The 15,912-nt window shown below is 60.9% G+C and carries 12 protein-coding genes and 1 tRNA gene; 8 read left to right on the top strand and 5 right to left on the bottom strand.

Annotated elements, in window-relative coordinates; translation table 11 throughout:
- Positions 1–21 precede the first annotated feature (21 nt).
- The 3 genes from J4G38_RS03690 to pdxH all read right to left on the bottom strand — a co-directional run bounded on the left by J4G38_RS03690 (position 22) and on the right by pdxH (position 3,964).
- On the bottom strand, positions 22–1,770 hold the full coding sequence (locus J4G38_RS03690) for a hypothetical protein (RefSeq protein ID WP_210515506.1): 1,749 nt from the start codon (positions 1,768–1,770) through the stop codon (positions 22–24).
- A gap of 99 nt (positions 1,771–1,869) precedes the next feature.
- Positions 1,870–3,201 carry a DUF1015 domain-containing protein gene (locus J4G38_RS03685; RefSeq protein ID WP_210515507.1) on the bottom strand — a complete coding sequence of 444 codons (1,332 nt, stop codon included), beginning with the start codon at positions 3,199–3,201 and terminating at the stop codon, positions 1,870–1,872.
- Between the two features lie 112 nt (positions 3,202–3,313).
- Entirely contained in the window at positions 3,314–3,964 is a 651-nt protein-coding gene (pdxH, locus tag J4G38_RS03680) for a pyridoxamine 5'-phosphate oxidase (RefSeq protein ID WP_210515509.1), read from the bottom strand.
- Positions 3,965–4,224: 260 nt separating this feature from the next.
- Here pdxH and J4G38_RS03675 point away from each other — a divergent pair, with 260 nt between their 5' ends.
- The 4 genes from J4G38_RS03675 to J4G38_RS03660 all read left to right on the top strand — a co-directional run bounded on the left by J4G38_RS03675 (position 4,225) and on the right by J4G38_RS03660 (position 8,108).
- On the top strand, positions 4,225–4,695 hold the full coding sequence (locus tag J4G38_RS03675) for a DinB family protein (protein WP_210515511.1): 471 nt from the start codon (positions 4,225–4,227) through the stop codon (positions 4,693–4,695).
- Between the two features lie 55 nt (positions 4,696–4,750).
- Positions 4,751–5,308: a YqgE/AlgH family protein gene (locus J4G38_RS03670; RefSeq protein ID WP_210515513.1), complete on the top strand. Its 558-nt coding sequence runs from the start codon at positions 4,751–4,753 to the stop codon at positions 5,306–5,308.
- 91 nt (positions 5,309–5,399) lie between these two features.
- The gene (locus J4G38_RS03665; protein WP_210515515.1) at positions 5,400–7,901 is read left to right on the top strand and encodes a DUF349 domain-containing protein; all 2,502 of its coding nucleotides are present in this window, start codon (positions 5,400–5,402) and stop codon (positions 7,899–7,901) included.
- Between the two features lie 134 nt (positions 7,902–8,035).
- Positions 8,036–8,108, top strand: a tRNA-Thr gene (locus tag J4G38_RS03660).
- Positions 8,109–8,529: 421 nt separating this feature from the next.
- On the opposite strand, the gene J4G38_RS03655 is transcribed toward J4G38_RS03660, so the two are convergent.
- The gene (locus J4G38_RS03655; RefSeq protein ID WP_210515517.1) at positions 8,530–9,345 is read right to left on the bottom strand and encodes a phosphatase PAP2 family protein; all 816 of its coding nucleotides are present in this window, start codon (positions 9,343–9,345) and stop codon (positions 8,530–8,532) included.
- A gap of 172 nt (positions 9,346–9,517) precedes the next feature.
- On the opposite strand from J4G38_RS03655, the gene J4G38_RS03650 reads away from it, so the two are divergent.
- On the top strand, positions 9,518–10,684 hold the full coding sequence (locus tag J4G38_RS03650) for a hypothetical protein (protein WP_210515518.1): 1,167 nt from the start codon (positions 9,518–9,520) through the stop codon (positions 10,682–10,684).
- Between the two features lie 100 nt (positions 10,685–10,784).
- Positions 10,785–11,432 (top strand): HD domain-containing protein, encoded by a 648-nt coding sequence (locus J4G38_RS03645; RefSeq protein ID WP_226163127.1) that lies wholly within the window; start codon positions 10,785–10,787, stop codon positions 11,430–11,432.
- Positions 11,433–11,457: 25 nt separating this feature from the next.
- Here J4G38_RS03645 and J4G38_RS03640 read toward each other — a convergent pair whose 3' ends face one another.
- Positions 11,458–12,480 (bottom strand): LLM class flavin-dependent oxidoreductase, encoded by a 1,023-nt coding sequence (locus tag J4G38_RS03640; RefSeq protein ID WP_210515520.1) that lies wholly within the window; start codon positions 12,478–12,480, stop codon positions 11,458–11,460.
- Positions 12,481–12,745: 265 nt separating this feature from the next.
- On the opposite strand from J4G38_RS03640, the gene J4G38_RS03635 reads away from it, so the two are divergent.
- Together J4G38_RS03635 and gyrA are read left to right on the top strand one after the other, a co-directional pair.
- On the top strand, positions 12,746–12,976 hold the full coding sequence (locus J4G38_RS03635; RefSeq protein WP_210515522.1) for a hypothetical protein: 231 nt from the start codon (positions 12,746–12,748) through the stop codon (positions 12,974–12,976).
- Between the two features lie 145 nt (positions 12,977–13,121).
- Positions 13,122–15,725, top strand: coding sequence for a DNA gyrase subunit A (gene gyrA, locus J4G38_RS03630; RefSeq protein WP_210515524.1), 2,604 nt, complete (start codon positions 13,122–13,124; stop codon positions 15,723–15,725).
- Positions 15,726–15,912 lie beyond the last annotated feature (187 nt).

Raw genomic sequence — 15,912 nt, 5'->3', positions numbered from 1 at the left:
GCGAAAAGAAAAGCGGCGCGCTCAATGGGGTCGGGCCGGAAGCGGCGCAAGGGCAAAAATGCTCACTAAATCGTTGCGGAACACGGGCTGGTAGCCCAATGACCGCGCCCAGGCCGGGGCGGATTCCTGCCTGGGTGGCAGCACGAGGTAGTCGTAGCGGCGGCCGGGCGCGGGACGGTTGGCCAGCTCTACCCGTTGGTGGTCCTGCACCGCGTAATAGTAAAAAAAGGCCTCGTAAGAGCCCAGGAGTACCTGCTTTGGCTTGCGGGCCGCTAGCCAACGCCACGCTTGGGTCAACTGAATTTCTTCGTGCCGGCTGCTGTAGATGCGGGCCAGCACGTAATCGAAGCGGAGCGCCCCGGCCGCCACTACGCACATCCCAATCAGGCCCAGCTGCTGTGGTTTGGAAAGGGAAAAACCCCGCCAGCGTCCGGCCACAAACCACAGGGCCAGCGCCCCCAGCAGGAAGCCGAAATAGGCCAGATATACAACTGCGCGCGTGGGTGGGTAGGTGCGTTGCGCCATAATCACCAGCGCGGGCACTACCAGCAAGGCCCAGGTTACGCCCGCCAAACTGCGTTCGAGGGCCGGTAGCCGCGCCCGCCACAACGCCAGCGGGACGAGAGCTGCCAGTGCCCCGCCGAGCAGCAGTACCGGCCGCACCACGCCAAACAGCTCCTGGGTTTTTTCGTAAATGTTGGCCAGCGCCGAAGCGCGAAAAGTGGCCCACGAAGCCGGGACAACGTACGAATTAGCCAGCAGCCGGGGCCAGCCCGAAACCGCACCCACCGGGGCGTAAAGCAGGGTGGCGGTTATTCCAATGAGTAAGCCGGTAAGCAGCAGCTCCAGCCATTGCTTTTGCCCGCGAATTGGCGCCAGCACCAGTGCGGCCCCCAGCGCCAGCGAAGCCAGCGGGTAAGCGTAGGTGGGAATGGTGTAGAGTCCCAGCACGCTGCTCACCACAAACACCAGCCAGGCCAGTCGCCGGTAGTGCGGCCAGGCGCCCAGGCCAACCACGGCGAAAAAACCCAGCTGAATCAGGACCAGCTGCATGTAGTAGCCCCGGCCCGAAGCCGCGTAGTAAAGCGCCGCCGGCGTGAGGTTGAAGAGCCCCGTGACCAGCGTGGCCAGCCGGAAATTGGTGAACCGCGCAAGCAGCGCGTAGCTCAGGGCGGTGCCCAGGGCCGCCACCCCGTACGAAGGCAGCCGCATGAGCAGCAGCGGGTGCTGGCCCAACACCGGGCGGCCCAGCGCGCAGCAGAGGTTGAAAAAAATGTGGTTGTTGGGCAGCGGGTAAAAGCTGCTGGTGACCACGGGCCCTTCGCGCACGAAAAACAGGTAGGAGAGGAGCTCATCGTACCGAAACCCGTAGCCCAGCAGCAGGCCCGCGCGCACGCCCAGCACGAGGCCCAGCAAGCCCAGGCCCACCGCCATTTCAACTTTGGTTAAGTTCCGGATGGTGGCCCGCAGGCTGGCCCAGGCCGCGTTTATTTCTAGCCTCAGCCCCCGCAGCTCGGCCCGGTTGGCCGGGTGGCGCAGCAGGCTGAGCCCGGCGAGCAGGCTGCCGCCCAAGGTGCCAAACAGCAGCCCCCGCAGTGCGGCGTAGCGCGCCGGCGTGAGGGCCAGTGGCAGGCGCGCAAAGGCATCTTCCAGGTACAGCAGCTGCCCCAGACTTTGCAGTTTCGCGTACGAAACCGGCCCCAGCAGCAGGCTGAGCAAACCACTGGCGGCTATCAATACAAAGCAGGCAAGGAGGGCCAGAAAGCGCATGTGCGAAGGCAAACGGGGCAGGGGCGGGGTGGTGGGCGCGAGGCTTACCGAAGCTGAATTCCCGGCCGAAAGCCGTCGGCCTCAGGCCCCCGCCCCGGATTACGACTGCGCGGGCACCGCAAAGAAGTCGCTGAACAGGTTGCCCGCTTCCTCGTCGGCAATGCTGCTGAAGAGGAACCCGCCAATGGTTTTGGGGTAGAAAAACGTGGATTTGGGCGGCATTACGGCGCCCGAGTGGCATACGGCTTCCACCTCGGCCATGCTCACTTCGTTCACAATGCAGGCGGCGCGGGCCTCGCCGCGGTCCACGCGTTGCAGGCACTCGGTGAAATTGCGCACATAGGCCACGCCCGGCCAGGACCGTTGCGCATCGGGCCCAATAATGCCCAGGGCTTTTTCCAGCACGAAAAAGTGGAGTACCGTCAAATCCAGGTTTTTTACGGCCTCGGTGGTGTCCCAGTTCAATTGGGCGTGCACCTCGGGCCGCAGCCGGATTTTGAAGGCCTGCCCGCCCAGATACAGCCCAAAGGCCCAGCGCTTGCCGGCAATGATTTCGGGCAAATCAGTGGCGTCATCCTGCGGAATAATGGTAAAATACGGTTCCAGCCGGGCCAGCAGCTCGGCGTCGCTCAGGCTGCCGGGCAGCTCCAGCAGCAGGCGGTGCGTGGGCAGAATGCGCAGGTCGTCGGCCGCCGCGTTGGTGAGGTACATCAGGTGATAGTTCCAGGGCTCGCGGCCGGTGGCGCGGCCGTCGGCGGCCAGCTCGCGGGCCTGGCGGTAGGCCAGGGAGCCTTCGTAGCGGTGGTGGCCGTCGGCCAGAATTACCTGCCGGGTGGCCAGCAATTCCTGAAATCGCCGGATAACGGTGGCGTCCTGAATCACGGCCAGCACGTCGCGGGCGCCCTGGTAGTCCTCCTCGGTTTCAACCAGCGGCGAGCGCATGGCTTCGTCCAAGTAGGTTTCCAGCTCAAAATCGGCGTCGCGGTACAGGCCGTGGGTGGCGCTGGTCTGGAACTGGGTGCGGGCCAGCAATTCGGCCCGGTCGTTCACCGAGGAGGGCAGGGTGTTTTCGTGGCGCAGCACCACTTCCTCGTCCCAGTCATACGCCCGAATGTGGCACATGAAGCCCTTGCGGCAGTATTCGCGGGCGCTGCCCGGCAACCGGAAATATTGGTAGTAGGCGTAAATCCCGGGCAATTCATCCTGCCGGATAATCCCGCTGGCTTCCCACTCGCGCAGCCGCGCAAGGGCCGCCCCAGCCGGGTCCTCGGCGCGGGGCACCGACAGGTGGATGGAATTGAGCGGGTTGCGGTACAGGGCTTCGCGCTGCTTGGCCGACACTACATCGAACAGGGGCGAAACGTAAGCATCAATGTTAGCGCTCAGCGTCGGGTTGTAGCGCCAGCCGCGCAAGGGTTGAATTTCAGCCAAGGAGTTGGTCAATGAGGAATGAGGAATGAAGAATGAGGAATTAGCCGAATCAGGACCGTTGAAATAATTCCTCAATCTTCATTCCTCATTAAGCCAAAGGCGTGATTTAGCCTCATGGGGCCAGCCGGCTGCGCTGCCAGCTGCTGCCTAGCAGCTCGTAAACGATGCGGTCGTGCAGGCGGCTGGGGCGGCCCTGCCAGAACTCCAGCCGGTGGGGGCGCAAAATGTAGCCGCCCCAGTGCGGTGGGCGCGGCAGCGGGTCCTGCGCGCCAAATTCTTCGGCTATTTTGGTTTCGCGGGCTTCCAGCTCCTCGCGGCTGCCGATGACCTGGCTTTGGGGCGAGGCCCAGGCGCCGAGCTGGCTGCTGCGCGGCCGGCTCTGGAAATATTCAGTCGACATTGCCTCCGGGGCTTTTTCCACGCGGCCTTCTACGCGCACCTGCCGCTCCAGGGCCGGCCAGAAAAAGTTGAGGGCCGCCAGCGGCTGCGCGGCCAGCTCGTGGCCTTTCTGCGAGTCGTAATTCGTGTAGAAGAGAAAGCCGGCGTCATCGGGCAGGCCTTTCAGCAGCACCACGCGGGATGACGGCTGGCCGGTGGCGGCCACCGTGCTCAGCGTGAGGGCGGTGGGTTCCTCCACTTGCGCGGCAATTGCTTCATCCAGCCACTGCCGGAACTGCTGCACGGCATTGGGCAGCACGTCGGTTTCGGAAAGGGTGCGCTGGGCGTAGGTTTTGCGCAGGTCGGCTAGGTGCGGGTCGGTCATGCGTTAGGTGAATGATGGGGAAGCATGCGGAATAGGAAAGCCTCGAAACGCGCCGTTGTGGATTGTGGGCCAAGAAGGAACATTTTTACGCAAGCGGGAGTCTTTATAACTCCTTTGCGAAGGCAAAAGGACATTTGCGGCGCAAGGTACTCAGAGCCCGGCTCGCTTGCCAGCTGGCAAACCCCCAGCCGCTGGCTGACGCGGAAGGCACTGGCCCTTTCTGCTGCGCTAGCGTTCCATTCCCGCTCCTCACCACTCTTATGCTCAGCCAGGACCTCTGCACCCTATTTCAGCGCGATTTGCAGCGCCTGGCGCAGCAAATCGCCGCATTTCCCGACGAAGCCAGCCTGTGGCAGGTTGCGGCCGGCATCAGCAATTCGGCGGGCAATTTGTGCCTGCATCTGGTCGGCAACCTCAATACCTACATCGGCGCCGTGCTGGGCCACAGCGGCTACGTGCGCAACCGAAATGCCGAATTTACGACGCAGCATGTGCCGCAAGCGGTGTTGGTTCAGCAAGTTAAAGACACGACAAACGTAGTGGAGCGGACCCTGACCGCCCTCACCGAAGCCCAATTGCAGACCGCCTATCCCGACGAAGTGCTGGGCGACCCAATGACCACGCAGGCCTTCCTAATCCACTTGTACGGGCACCTTACCTATCATCTTGGCCAAATTGATTACCATCGCCGCCTCCTGACTCAAGGACAAGCCTTGCAATTTGTAAATTGAATTCTGGTGGCCGCCCGGCCCCGGCATTTCTCATTTCTCCTTTATTTCTCCGAACATGCGTCCCGGCACCCTGCTCATCTCCCAGCCTTTTCTCAACGACCCCAACTTTGAGCGTAGCGTGGTGCTGCTTTGCCACGACGCGCCGGAAGACGGCACCTTCGGGCTGGTCCTCAACCGCCTCACCAACCTCACCCTGGGCGATGTGCTGGACCTGCCGCCTGAGGTGGGCCACGCCGCCACCGCGCTGCCGCTGTACGTGGGCGGCCCCGTCGAGCCCAATACCCTGCACTATCTGCACCGCCGGCCCGACCTGCCGGGCGCCACCGCTTTGGGGCAGGACGTGTATTGGGGCGGCGATTTTGAGCTGCTGCTCGGCCTCATTGGCAGCGGGGCCGTGGGGGCCGACGAAGTGCGGCTGTTTGCCGGCTATTCCGGGTGGTCGGTGGGCCAATTGGCCAGCGAAATGCAGGGGCAGAGTTGGATACGGCACTCCGCAAGCGCCGGGAAAGTGTTTACTTTGGCATCCGATGCCTTCTGGCGGGAGATTTTGCGGGAGAAAGGTGGGCGGTTTAAGGTACTGGCCAATTATCCGGTAGACCCTCGCCTGAACTGATTCGGGTTTTGCGCTGTCGTTTTATTTAATTCCCACTCTTTTTTGCTCTCTCCTCTGGTCCCACATGCGGGGCTGGCTTTTACGAAGATTTATGGCTGCTGAAGAAAACCCCACTGCCCCGGTCACCGGTGGCACCGAACCGGCCGCCGAGGACCGGATGACCATTTTGCAACGTCGCCTCGCCGAAATCCAGGGCAAGCCGGCCCCGGCCCCTACCGAGTCGGTCATGCCGGCCACTTCGGTTTCGCCCGAATCGGGGGCGCAGATTGAGATGCCCCTCCAGGGCACGCCCGAACTGCCCGCCGACCAGCCCGAAGGCGCCGGTACGGCTGAAGCCTCCGGCGAATCGGTCATGGCGACTGATTTGGGCGTTGTGGCCCCCGAGCCCGGCACCCCCGAAGCCGTCGCTGCCGCCGAAACCGCTCACCACGTTTCCGACGCCGTGACCGTGGACGGCCACGATATGTCGGCCCCGCAAGCCCGTGCCGTGGAGCATTACGGTGCAGAAATGGCTTCGCAGCCCGAGCCCGAAACGGCCGAAGCACCCGTGCCTGCCCCCGCCCCGGAAGCGTTGCCCGCCGATGAGCACATTGCCAGCGCCACGCCCGCACCCATTGCCGACCCCGAAACCCTGAGCGGCCCGAACACCGTCGCCACGGTGGAAGACCAGGCGCCGGAGTTGCCCACCGTGGAGCTGCACAGTGCTCCCGAGCTGGAAACTGCTGTCGAGACGGTGGCGGCCCTGCCTACTTCGTCGGAAACCCCGCTCAATGCAGCTCCGGCCGATGTGGAGGCCATCGACGCAGGCGATGAGCCCACCGGGGCTGAAGGCGAGGATAGCTATGTTTCGGAAACCGTAGCGCCCGATTTTACGGCCCTCGACCTGCCCGCCCAGGCGTCTTACCTGGTGGAGCTGTTGCGCCGGCCCGATGCGCGCCGCAACCGCAAGCAAATCCAGGACCTCACCCGCCAGTACGAAACCAACGTGGGACTGGCCCGCAGCGCCGCCCGCCAGAAGTTTGCCGAAGGCGGCGAGGGTGCCGAAGCCTTCGCGTTCCAGCAGCCCGAGGGCCAGCAGGAGTTGAACAAGGCCATGCAGGAGTTTCGCGAGAACCGCGCCAAGGACGCAAAAGCCGAAGACGTCAGCCGGGGTGATAACCTTACCAAGAAAAAAGCGCTGCTCGACCAGCTGCGCGTATTGGTAGAAGCGGCCGAAACCAAAGACAGCTCGGCCAGGCTCAAGGCCTTGCAAGGCGAGTGGAAAGCCACCGGGGCCGTGCCCCAAACCGACAGCCAGGGCATCTGGGATACCTACCACGGCCTGCTCGACATCTATTACAGCAAGCAGGGCCGCTTCCTGGAGATGAAGGACCTGGACCGCCGCCGCAACCTCGAGGCCAAAGAAGGCCTCATCAAGCGCGCCGAAGCCCTGACCAGCGTGCCCGGCATCAACAAAGCCCTCGACGAGCTGACCAAGCTGCACGAGGAATGGAAGCACATCGGTCCCGTGCCGAACGACCAGCGCGAGCCGCTCTGGCAGCGTTTCATCGCCGCGTCGGATGTGCTGCACCAGCGCCGCAAGGAGTTCGTGGACCAGCGCTCGACGGTAGAAAAAGCCAACCTCGTGGTGAAGCAGGCCCTGTTGGAGCGTGTGCTGCCATTTGCTTCTTTCGACACCGACCGCGTGAACCTGTGGCGCTCGAAAACCGACGAGCTCCAGGAAATCAAAACCGAGTGGGAAGCCGCCGGCCTTGTGCCCCGCGCCCAGGCCGATGCGCTGAACAAGCAGTACTGGGCCGCTTACAAAGCCTTCTTCAACCGGAAAAACGATTTCTTCAAGTCGCTCGACAACGAGAAATCGGCCAACGTGAAAGCCAAGGTTGCCCTCATTGAGCAGGCCGAAGAAGCCCTGAACAACCCCGATGCTGATGCTGCCCGCCAGGTGGTTATTCGGGTGCAGAAGGAGTGGAAAGAAGTGGGCCGGGTGCCTGACAAGCTGGCCGACAAGCTCTGGCACCGTTTCCGTGCCGCCTGCGATGCCATCTTCGACCGCCCCAAGCACGAGTCCCGGCAGCGGGAGGAGAAAGTGCAGCAGTCGTCGGCGGAGCAAACGGCGCACCTCGATACAATTGCCGACCAGGTCAACGCCCTCACGGCCGATGCGCCCGGCACATTGGAAGGTTTCCGGGAGATTCTGGCCGGCTGGGTGGCCGAGTTCGACCCCACCGACGAGCAGCCCGGCCGTGGCACCGCCGACCGCAGCGAGGAACAGCTACTGGCCCTGTTGGGCAAGTACCTGGACCACGTTCCCGGCCTGAGCTACGCCGAATGCAACGACCTGTTGTTTCAGGTGGAAGTGAGCCGTTTGAAGGCCCGTCCGCAGGCGCAGCAACAGCTTACGCGCAAGGAAATGGCGCTGCGCAAGGAAATCAACGAGTTGGAAAACGACCATTCCACGCTGCAAACCAACCTCGATTTTTTCGCCCGCTCCAAAAATGCCTCCCAATTGCGTGAGGAGTATCAGGGCCGCATCGCCGAAGGGCAGAAGCGCATCGATGTGCTGAAAAAGCAGCTAAAAGTTATTCGCAGCTAAATAGAGAATAATAAACCGCGTGATTCTCAGGTAAAAACAGGCCCGGCGTAGTCTGCGTCGGGCCTGTTTTTATAAAAATGAATGCGTAGGCTGGCAAAAGTGTCTCCAGCCGCGTACTTTTGTGCCACCAATTAGCCGCCTTAGCTCAGTTGGTAGAGCTTCTGACTTGTAATCAGAGGGTCGTTGGTTCGAGTCCGACAGGCGGCTCAGTGTTATGAAAATGGCCTCTACGGTTTGTAGAGGCCATTTTCATTTTTCGGTAGATAGGCTTCTTCGCTGAGGACCGTTGCGTCGCCGACAATGGTAATGTGCGTGCTGATTGTAGCCCTGTTTCTAATTTCCGTGTTGACCGCAGCTGATGCATTTCACACACATAACGGCGGTGAATACCCTGAAGCAAAAGCGCTGTTTGCGAGCTTAGGAGTGGTTTCTGGGGCGTCTTTGCTGGCCTGAACGTAAGCGGGCTGCTGTTGCGGTGGGGTGGGGACGAATTAGGCAATTCTGGTGCGGGATTCCATTCCAAATTCGGGCAACGCAAGCTGTTCCTTTATAGCGTCCTTCTGGAGTTGGCCTTATCGGCCATGGATAGTTTCATAAACCGGGCCAGCTGGGTAAAGCGTACTTCGGCTTATTTCGGTCGCCAGGTTACGCTCAGGCCGGTTCCGCCGCCGGGGCTCCAGAGTGGCACCATGCTCACGTCGCGCCCGATGGGCTTGCGGCCCCAGCGGTTGCGGTGGCTCAGGTAGGCCAGGTGGGCCGACAGGATGCCGAACCCTGCCCCGGCAAACACGTCGGATTCCCAGTGCTTGTTGTTTATCATGCGGAACGCGGCCACCCCCGTCGCCAGCGTGTAGGCCCCGATGCCGTACCACTGGCTCTTGTCCCGAAACTCGGTGTGCACGATGCTGGCCGCCAGAAACGCCTGCGCCGTGTGGCCCGACGGGAACGAAAGCCGGTCCGACGAGTCGGGCCGCTGTACTGCCGTTAGCGTTTTTACGATGTACACCGATGTGAGCATGATTAGCTCGCTTTTGAGGACGATGAGGGCCAGGTTCACCCGGTCGTCGCGCGACTCCACGCCCGCCAGCAGCACGCCGCCCACTTCTAAATAAGGTGCGAATTGCAGGTAATTATCGATGTGGTTGCGGTAGGTGCCAAAAGCCCGGCGAATGTCCTTCTTGGCATTATACGAGCTGTAGAAGCCGTTGCCGTTGATGGTGCTGGCTCCGTAGCCGATGAGCACTGCCGGCACAATGGCCGCCCGAAAGCCCTTGCTTTTGAAAAACGTTTTCTTGGTGGGCGCGGAATGGCCGCTGGGGTTTTCGTATTTGTGGGTCGTATCGGCCGGAGCAGTCCGGGGGATTTGGGCCTTGGCCAGTTGGGGTGCAGCTGCCAGCGGCAGCAGCAGGAGCAAGGCGCGCAGGTTGCGAAAAAATATAGTCATGGCGAAGGATAAATTGCGAAGAAACAACTGCGGGGCCGAAGCAGCGCCGGCGCTGCTTCGGCCAAGTTGCACAAATACTAGCGGTTGGCTTTTTAGCCTGTTCAGGTTGTTAACCGTTGGGGTTGCTAACTTGCCGTTTCATTCTGAGTTCTTTTGGGTTTTTTGGTTGCGTATGCGTTTGTTGGAAGTAGTAACCTCGGCTCAGGCCCGTGAGTTTTTGCAGTTTCCGGTTCGGCTTTATGCCCGTGACCCTGATTACGTTCGCCCACTGGACCGCGACGTGGAAAACGTATTTGACCGCGACAGAAACAAGTATTTCCGCCACGGCTGCCTCATTCGCTGGCTGTTGGTGGACGGCGCCGGGCGCACGTTGGGCCGGGTGGCGGCTTTCGTGAACGAGCACACTGCCCAAACTTTCGCGCAACCCACGGGGGGCATGGGTTTTTTTGAATGCGTGGACGACCAGGTGGCCGCCGATGCCCTGCTCAACGGCTGCCGGACGTGGCTTGCGGCGCAGGGCATGGCTGCCATGGACGGTCCCATCAATTTTGGCGACCGCGACCAGTGGTGGGGCGTGCTGCTCGACAATTTCGGCGCCCCGCTCTATGGCCAGAACTACAACCCGCCGTACTACCGCCGCCTGCTCGAAACCTATGGTTTTCAGTGCTACTTCAATCAATACACCTATTTCCGGAAGCTGGCCACTCCGTTCTCGCCCGAGTACCTGGAGCGCGCCGCCGGCCTGCTCCATCACGCCGATTACAGCTTCGAACACCTGCGCCTCGACAACCTGCCCAAGTACACCGAGGATTTCCGGCAGGTGTACAACAAAGCCTGGGTGAAGCACGACGGCGTGAAGGAAATGACCACCGAGCAGTCCGGCAACATCATGAAAAAGCTGCGCCCCATCATCGACGAGCGGGTGTGCTGGTTCGCGTATTTTCGGGGCGAAGCCGTGGGCTTTTTCATCTCCCTGCCCGAATTGAATGAGCTGTTTCGGTACGTCGATGGCAACCTGAACTGGTGGGGCAAGCTCAAATTTGCGTGGTACCGTTGGCGCGGCGCGGTGCACACCCTCACCGGTATTGTGTTTGGCATTGTGCCCGCCCACCAGCGCAAGGGCCTCGAAATTGCCTTCATCATGGCCGTGGCCAACATGGTGCAGGACCGCACCAAAGTCAGCTACGATGACTTCGTGATGAACTGGATTGGGGACTTCAACCCCAAGATGATGCGCATTGCCGAAGCCATTGGCGGCACCGTGTGGCGCACCCACGCCACCTACCGGTATTTGTTCGACCGCACTGCGCCATTCGAGCGGGCTTTGCCCATTGATTAGCGCCGTAGCAGCGGCTGGCGCTACTTTTGTCGTTTCCCACGTTGGCTCTCAGAACAACGTTATTGCGTTGTTTCGGCCCGCTTTTATCCGCTTTCACGTTTTGGAACTACTTACCGCCACCGCGCATTTCATCGAACAACAATTTGCCGACGAGGGCAGCGGCCACGACTGGGCGCACATCCGCCGGGTGTGGCTGATGGCCCGCCGCCTGGCCCTGGCCGCCCCCGAAGCCGACCGCGAAGTCACCGAGCTGGGCGCTTTGCTGCACGACATCGCCGACTGGAAATTCCACGGTGGCGACTACGAGGCCGGGCCCCGCGCCGCCCGCGCGTGGTTGTGCTCGCAGCACGCCCCGGAGCCGCTCATTGCCCGCGTCGAAACGATTATCCGGGAAGTCTCTTTTAAGGGGCTGGGCGTCGAAACGCCCGTTTCTTCCATTGAAGCGGCGCTCGTGCAGGACGCCGACCGGCTCGATGCCATTGGGGCCATTGGCATTGCCCGGGCCTTCGCCTACGGTGGGCACAAGGGCCGGCCGCTGCACGACCCCGCCATTGCCCCCGTGGCGCACGACAGCTTTGCCAGCTACCAGCAGAACACCGCGCCCACGCTCAATCATTTCTACGAAAAGCTGCTGCACCTCAAAGACCGGCTGCACACCGATGTTGCCCGCCAGGTGGCCCAGGAGCGGCATGCCTACATGGAAGGCTACATGGCCCGTTTCCTGGCCGAGTGGGACGGCGTTGACTAACCAACCCTCTTGCTTGACTTTGTAATCATTTCAGCAAAGCCGCCACGCGGGTGCCAAGCAACTCGGTGGCCTGCAGGATTTGGGCATGGGGCAGCGCCGCCACATCCATTTGGAAAGTAACCCGCGAAATGCCGCCCAGCGCCTCGCTGTGGCGTAGAATTTTCTTGCCTACTTCTTCCGGGCTGCCCACTAGCAATGCCCCAAGCGGGCCGGCCTGGGCATCAAACTGGCCCCGCGTTACGGGCAGGCCGCCGCGCTCCCGGGCGCGGGCGCTGAACGTGCGGGCATACCCCGGAAAGAAGCTTTCCCGGGCCTCCTCGGTGGTGGCAGCCACGTAGCCCAGCGAGTGCAGGCCTACGCGCAGCTGCTCGGGCGCGTGCCCGGCGCGGCGGCCGGCTTCCCGGTACAAGTCTACCAGGGGGCGGAAGCGGTGGGTGTCGCCGCCGATAATGGCCACCATTAGCGGCAAGCCCAGCGTGCCGGCTCTTACAAACGATTCCGACGTGCCGCCCACGCCCAGCCAGATGGGCAGCTGCGGCTGCACCGGCCGCGGGTAGACGCCCTGGCCCTGCAGCGCCGGCCGAAATTTGCCCGACCATTGCACCTTCTCGTGGTCCCGCACGGTCAGGAGCAGGCCCAGCTTTTCGGCGAACAGCTCGTCGTAGTCCTCAAGGTCAAAGCCGAACAGCGGAAATGCCTCAATTGAAGAACCCCGGCCCACCACCATTTCGGCCCGGCCCTGCGAAATCAAATCCAGCGTCGCGAACTGCTGGAATACGCGCACCGGGTCGGCCGCGCTGAGCACGGTCACGGCACTGGTGAGGCGGATGCGCTTGGTGCGGGCGGCCGCCGCCGCGAGAATAACGGCAGGTGCGGAGTCGAGGTATTCGGGCCGGTGGTGCTCGCCGATGCCGAATATGTCGAGCCCCACTTCGTCGGCCCGCACAATGCGGTCAAGCAACTGGCTCATGGCCTCCGCAGCGCTCAGGGTAGCGCCAGTGCTGTTGTTTAGCAGGTGCGAGGCGAAACTATCAATGCCAATTTCCATGGAAGGGCGAGTGTTTAAATGGTGATGAGGGGCTTTTTGACATAATAATGCGCAGACGGCAATACAAATGTATGTACATCATATGTATGTACATAGTTCGCGTTGTCTTTACTTTATTGCTTGCGTTAGACCAGTCACTTTGCCTTTGCCTGCTTCAAATCCAATAGCCAGGGCCGTCAATCTGCAGAGTGGAAGGCCAAGAGGAATGGAAACTCACCCGAGAAAGGGAACCGTCTCAGCGCTTTCTGCCCGTTACCTTTGCCCAATGAAGCCGTTTCTCCGTCTGATTTCTTGCTTGCTGCTGCTGGCGGTGGCCAGTTGCCGCACTTGTCCCATTGAGTCCTGCCATGTGCGCAAGGTGCACCTGCACAGCGGGGTCAAGTATCACGGGCAGCCGTGGTTCAAGAAGCAGAACCCAGCTATTGGTGAGAAAATTAAGACTTACAACCCCAAGTCCGGTACCCATGCCCAGGACAAAAGCAAGCCGCTGAGATAGGCGGCTCGAAACGCCTAAAAAAGGCCGTAGCGCTTGCCGCTGCGGCCTTTTTGTTGTATCTTCGCACGCACAATAAGAACCATTCACCCTGCGGCTTAAAGCGCCCTTTTAACGGGCTTTTTTGAGCTGCCTATCAACCCCCTCAATGGCGGAAGGCGAAAAAATCATTCCGATAAACATCGAAGACGAGATGCGGGGCGCGTACATCGATTACTCGATGTCGGTCATCATCTCCCGGGCCCTGCCCGATGTGCGCGACGGCCTGAAGCCCGTGCACCGCCGCGTGCTCTACGGCATGAGCGAGTTGGGCGTGGGCTACAACAAATCCTACAAAAAATCGGCCCGTATCGTGGGCGAGGTGTTGGGTAAATACCACCCGCACGGCGACAGCTCCGTGTACGACACCATGGTGCGCATGGCCCAGGACTGGAGCCTGCGCTACCCGCTGGTGGACGGCCAGGGCAACTTTGGCTCCGTTGATGGCGACTCGCCGGCCGCCATGCGCTACACCGAGGCCCGCCTCAAGCGCATCGCCGACGAGATGCTCAACGACCTGGACAAGGACACCGTTGACTTCCAGCCCAATTTCGACGACTCGCTGGAAGAGCCCAGCGTGATGCCCGCCAAATTCCCGAACCTGCTGGTGAACGGCACTTCGGGCATTGCCGTGGGCATGGCCACCAACATGGCCCCCCACAACCTGACGGAAGTTGTGAACGGCATCATCGCCTACTTGGCCAACCCGGAAATCACCGTGTCCGAGCTGATGCAGTACGTGACGGCGCCCGACTTCCCCACGGGCGGCATCATCTACGGCTACGAAGGCGTGAAGCAGGCTTTTGAAACCGGTCGCGGCCGCGTGGTAATGCGCGCCAAGGCCACGTTCGAAACCACCAAAACCGGCAAGGAGCAAATCGTCGTCACCGAAATTCCCTATATGGTGAACAAGGCGTCGATGATTGAGAAAACCGCCGCGCTCATCAACGATAAGAAGATTGAGGGCATTTCGGACATGCGCGACGAGTCGGACCGCGACGGCATGCGCATCGTTTACGACCTCAAGCGAGACGCCATGCCGAGCGTGGTACTCAACAACTTGTACCGCTATACCCAACTGCAAAGCTCTTTTGGCGTCAACAACGTATGCCTGGTCAAAGGCCGCCCTATGACGCTGAACCTGCAGCAGCTCATCCAGTATTTTGTTGAGCACCGCGCTGAAGTCATCGTGCGCCGCACGCGCTACGAGTTGGCCGAAGCCCAGAAGCGGGCCCACATCCTCGAAGGCCTGCTCATTGCCCTCGACCACCTGGATGAGGTTATTGCCCTGATTCGCGGCTCGCGGGACCCTGAGGTGGCCCGTGGCCAGCTCATCCAGCGGTTCGCGCTGAGTGAAGTGCAGGCCCGTGCCATTCTCGACATGCGCCTTCAGCGTCTCACTGGCCTGGAACGCGACAAAATCGTGGCCGAATACAACGAGTTAATGAAGCTGATTGACCACCTGAACGCCGTTCTGGCATCGGATGAGCTTCAGCGCGGCATCATCAAAACCGAACTGGAAGACATTCGCGAGCGCTACGGTGACAACCGCCGCACCGAAATCAACTACATCGGCGGTGACTTCTCGACCGAGGACATGATTGCCGACGAAGCAATGGTCATCACCATCAGCCGCGAAGGGTACATCAAGCGCACCAACCTCGATGAATACCGGGCTCAGGGCCGGGGCGGGGCGGGTTCGCGCGGGGCCATCTCCAAGAAGGACGATTTTACCGAGCATTTGTTCGTGGCGACTACGCACGAATACCTGCTTTTTTTCACCGAGTTGGGCCGGGTGTTCTGGCTGAAAGTGTACGAAGTGCCGGAAGGAGGGAAGGCCACCAAAGGCTTGCCCATCCAGAATCTCATCGAAATTCCGCGGGAAGACAAGGTGCGTTCCGTGCTCAACGTGCGCGGCCTTAAAGACCCGGACTACCTCGAAAATACGTTCCTGATGTTCTGCACGGAGCAGGGTACGGTGAAAAAGACGCCGCTCGAAGCGTATTCTCGCCCTCGTACCGCCGGCATTAATGCCATTACCATCAACGAAGGCGACCGGATTCTTGACGTGCAACTATTGGCTCCGAACGCTGAAGTGGTGCTGGCGTCGCGTTCCGGCCGCGCCGTGCGCTTCAACGAGTCGAAGGTTCGTTCGATGGGCCGGGCCGCGGCCGGTGTTCGCGGCATTAGTTTGTCGGAAACGCCTGGCGACCGCGTGGTCGGTATGGTCTGCCTCAGCGACCCCTCGCAGGAATTGCTCGTTGTGAGTGAAAATGGCTACGGCAAGCGTAGCGCCCTCGACGAATACAGGGTCACGAACCGCGGTGGCAAAGGTGTTCGCGCCATGAAGCTGACCGATAAAACGGGCAATCTGGTGGCTATCAAAGACGTGAACGATACCGATGACTTGATGATTATCAACAAATCAGGCATCACCATCCGTTTGCGAATGAGCGATTTGCGTACCATTGGCCGCGCTACCCAGGGTGTTCGGTTGATTAAAATTAGTGCCAACGACGAAATCTCATCAGTAGCCAAAGTGGCGGCCGATGAGAAGGAAGAAGAAGGGGAAACCGAGGCCGTTCTGGTGGTAATTGCTAGTGCTGATGGCGTAGCTGAAGCTAGTTTTGGAACCGTTTCTACCGGAGCGGATGAACTCGACGGTGGAGATGATTCGACGGAAGACGACGCGGAAGAAGCCGATTTGGCATAATTGCTGAATAGGAGCAGGGCAGCCCAATTGGGCTGCCCTGTTTATTTTTGGTGAAACCAATACCGGCACCTCCCGTTTTGGTTCGTAGTAGTTTTTATTTTTTCGCCCACTTTTTCTCATTCTTTCTAGTCTTGCTGAGCAGTTGCTGCAACAGAACGTGCGGTCAACTGCCCATTTAAGGCTTATT

Origin of the sequence: Hymenobacter terricola (genome assembly GCF_017921975.2) — a bacterium.
GTDB classification, from domain to species: Bacteria; Bacteroidota; Bacteroidia; order Cytophagales; family Hymenobacteraceae; genus Hymenobacter; species Hymenobacter terricola.
Note: the sequence above shows the minus strand (reverse complement) of the source record. Positions and strands in the feature narration are given on the sequence as shown.